Origin of the sequence: Rubrivirga sp., assembly GCF_049648075.1 — a bacterium.
GTDB lineage: Bacteria > Bacteroidota > Rhodothermia > Rhodothermales > Rubricoccaceae > Rubrivirga.
The window spans coordinates 1-2,962 of record NZ_JBARYR010000308.1 but is presented as its reverse complement, the minus strand read 5'-3'; the positions used below and the strand labels follow the sequence as shown (position 1 = coordinate 2,962).

Genomic DNA, 2,962 nt, shown 5'->3' with positions numbered 1-2,962 from the left:
CGGCGGCTCGAGGGCACCGGCGTGACGGCCAACGCGTGCCACCCGGGCGTGGTCAACACGGGCGTGTTCGGCGGGCTGGGCGGCGTTCTCGGGTCGATCGCGGGGGCGTTCTCGTTCCTCTACCTCTCGCCCGCGAAGGGCGCCGAGAGCCCGTACACGCTGGCGACGGACCCGAGCTACGCGACCGAGACCGGGCGGTGGGTCACGCGGGGGTTCTTGCGCGGTCCGCACCAAGAGCCCGCGCCGAAGCCGGCCCGCGACCTCGAGGTCGGCGCAGCGGTGTGGGACGCGCTCGCGCGGCTCGCGGATCGCTAGCGACGGGCGGGCGTTGGGTGCCTTCCTTCTCTCCTCCCAGCATGTCCCCCTCCGACTTCCTCACCAAGCACGTCGCTGCCATCTCGTCCGGCGACCTCGAGGCCGTCCTCGACCTCTACGCCGCCGACGCGTCACTCGTCTCATTCGAGTGGGACGCCCAGGGCCGCGAGGCGATCAAAGAGCGGTTCTCGGACTTTTTCGAGTTCCACGGCGAGATCGCCTCCGTCGAGGTCCGCTACCGGCGCACGACCGACGACGCCGCGTTCGCGATGTACGCCGTCGACGGCGGGCGCGGGACGTTCGAGATCGTCAACGCGTTCGTCCTCGAGGACGGCGCGTGCACGCGGCATTTCTCGAACGAGGTCGGCGCCGACCTCGACCGTGACCAGGTCGAGGGCGACTGAATCCCGCAACGGAGGTCGACGCCGCTCTATTAGGCGGCCGCTGCCGAGCGCTCACGGTTTTGTGCGCCGGGCTTACTCGCCCGAGCGGACGTCTCCCGACAGGCGGAACAGGACCGGGAGTGCGAACCGAACCGGCACTCGTTCGCCGCCGACGGTGCCCGCGCGGAAACGCGATGCCCGGGCGGCCTCGACGGCGGCCTCGGTCAGGCGGTCGTCCGGTGAATCGAGCACGTCGATGCCGCTCAGGGAGCCGTCCTCGAGGATCACGAATTCGACGACCACGAGGCCCTCGACGCCCTCTTCGCGCGCGGTCTCGGGATAGACGAGCCGCTCCTGCAAGCCGGCGAGCCCACCGACGAGTTCGGGCGCCACGTCGACGGCCGAGAAGTAAACGCCGTCAGGGCTTGAACCGACGGGCATCCCGTCGTCTTGACCGAAGGCGGCCGGCGCGAACACGATGAGGAGAGCGGCGAGAACGCGCATGGCATCGGAGGGAGTTGCCGGTAAAAGTAACGGACGCGTCTGTCACCGATAAACGTGTGCTCCGTCCTCGACACCAGCACGAGAGAGATTAGAGTTGGATGGGCGACGGATATGACAGATCGAGATCTAAACGGATCCCCGTGCCCTGCGCGGCCTCGAGGACGGCCGTCGCTCGGGGACCCGTTTCGTCGTAGCGTTCCGTCCCCCCGATCCTGCCATGCTGTTTCGACCTCTCGCCCTCCTGCTCGTGCTCGCTTCCACCGCCGCCGCTCAGCCTGCCGCCGAGGTCCCGGTCGAGCGGGTCATCCTGTTCACAAGCGGCGTCGGCTACTTCGAGCACTCGGGGAGCGTCCGTGGCGACGCGGACGTCACGTTGCAGTTTGGCGAGACGGCGCTGAACGACGTCCTGAAGTCGCTCTTGGTCGAGGACGACGGCGGCCGCGTTGCGGGCGTCGTGTACCCGTCCCAGGCGCCCGTCGAGCGGACGCTCCGCTCGTTCGCCATCGACCTGTCCGGCGGCCCCGACCTGCCCGACATCCTGCGCCAAGTTCGGGGCGCGGACGTCGTCGTGGACCGTCCCCGAGACAGCGTCCGAGGCACCGTCGTGTCGGTCGGGCGGCAGGCCCGCGACGTGAACGGCACCACCGTCACCACGCACGTCCTGTCGCTCTTGACCGACGGGGGCCTGGTCTCGATCCCCCTCGAGGACGCGAACCGGATCGCGTTCGTCGACTCCGCCCTCGAGGCCGAGTTGGCGGGCGCCTTGGCGGCGCTGGGCGAGGCGCGCGGCGGCGACCGGAAGCCGGTGCGGATCCAGTTTCGGGGCTCGGGCACCCGCCAGGTGCGGATGGGCTACGTCACCGAGTCGTCGGTGTGGAAGACGAGCTATCGGCTGGTCTTGCCGGGACGCGGCGAGACCGAGGCCGCGCTCCAGGGCTGGGCGCTGGTCGAGAACCCGACCGAGGCCGACTGGACGGACGTCGACCTAACGCTGGTCAGCGGCCGGCCCGTCTCGTTCGTGACAGATCTGTACACGCCGCGCTTTGTCCAGCGGCCGGTCGTCGTCCTCGAGGACGACGCGGTCGTGCGGCCGGAGCGCTACGAGCTCGGTGTGTCTGCCGACGCCCTCGAAGACCGGGCAGGCCAGTTCCATGGAGCCCAACGCGTCGCTGCGGCACCTCCTCCCCCGCCGCCAGCGCCCGCACCGCAGCCCATCGACCCGTTCGCGAGCGTCGTCGCCCAGGGAACGCAGGAGGACTTCGGCGAGCTGTTCGCCTACCGGCTCGGCGACGTCACGTTGCCGCGCCAGGGCTCGGCCATGCTGCCCATCGTGGGCGAGACCGTCCGAGCCGAGCGGCTCAGTATCTACAGCGGCGCCACCGGTCGGCATCCGATGCGCGGCGTTCGGCTCACCAACACGACCACGGCCAACCTGCGCGGCGGGCCGATGACCGTCCTCGAGGACGGCTACGCCGGCGACGCGCTCTTGCCCGATCTCCCGCCCGGTGAGGCGCGCCTGCTCACGTTCGCCGTGGACCAGAGCGTCTTGGTCGATGCCTACGCCGTACCAGATGCGGCGAATGCCATCGAGACGGCGACGCTCCGAGACGGCGTGCTGATGGTCCAGCGCCAGGGACGCTCGACGCAGGGCTACCGCGTCGAGAACCGTGGCGAGCGGGAGCGGGTGGTCATCGTGGAGCACCGCCGCCGACCCGGCGCTCGGCTTCTCACTCCGTCGTCCGTCGACGAGACCACGCCGG

Annotated in this window: 3 protein-coding genes and 1 pseudogene; 3 read left to right on the top strand and 1 reads right to left on the bottom strand. The window is 70.3% G+C overall.

Annotation, left to right across the window (positions count from 1 at the left end):
* Together WBA11_RS09130 and WBA11_RS09125 are read left to right on the top strand one after the other, a co-directional pair.
* Positions 1-315, top strand: a pseudogene (locus WBA11_RS09130) (hypothetical protein); the annotation flags it as partial.
* A gap of 41 nt (positions 316-356) precedes the next feature.
* Positions 357-719, top strand: a complete 363-nt coding sequence (locus WBA11_RS09125; RefSeq protein WP_424520388.1) for a nuclear transport factor 2 family protein — start codon at positions 357-359, stop codon at positions 717-719.
* 72 nt (positions 720-791) lie between these two features.
* Here WBA11_RS09125 and WBA11_RS09120 read toward each other — a convergent pair whose 3' ends face one another.
* Complete coding sequence (locus tag WBA11_RS09120; RefSeq protein WP_424520387.1) at positions 792-1,202, bottom strand: energy transducer TonB; 411 nt, start codon at positions 1,200-1,202, stop codon at positions 792-794.
* A 217-nt stretch (positions 1,203-1,419) separates the two neighbouring features.
* Between WBA11_RS09120 and WBA11_RS09115 the strand changes: the two genes are divergently transcribed.
* Positions 1,420-2,962 (top strand): hypothetical protein (locus tag WBA11_RS09115; protein WP_424520386.1); only part of this gene is annotated, 1,543 nt, incomplete at its 3' end.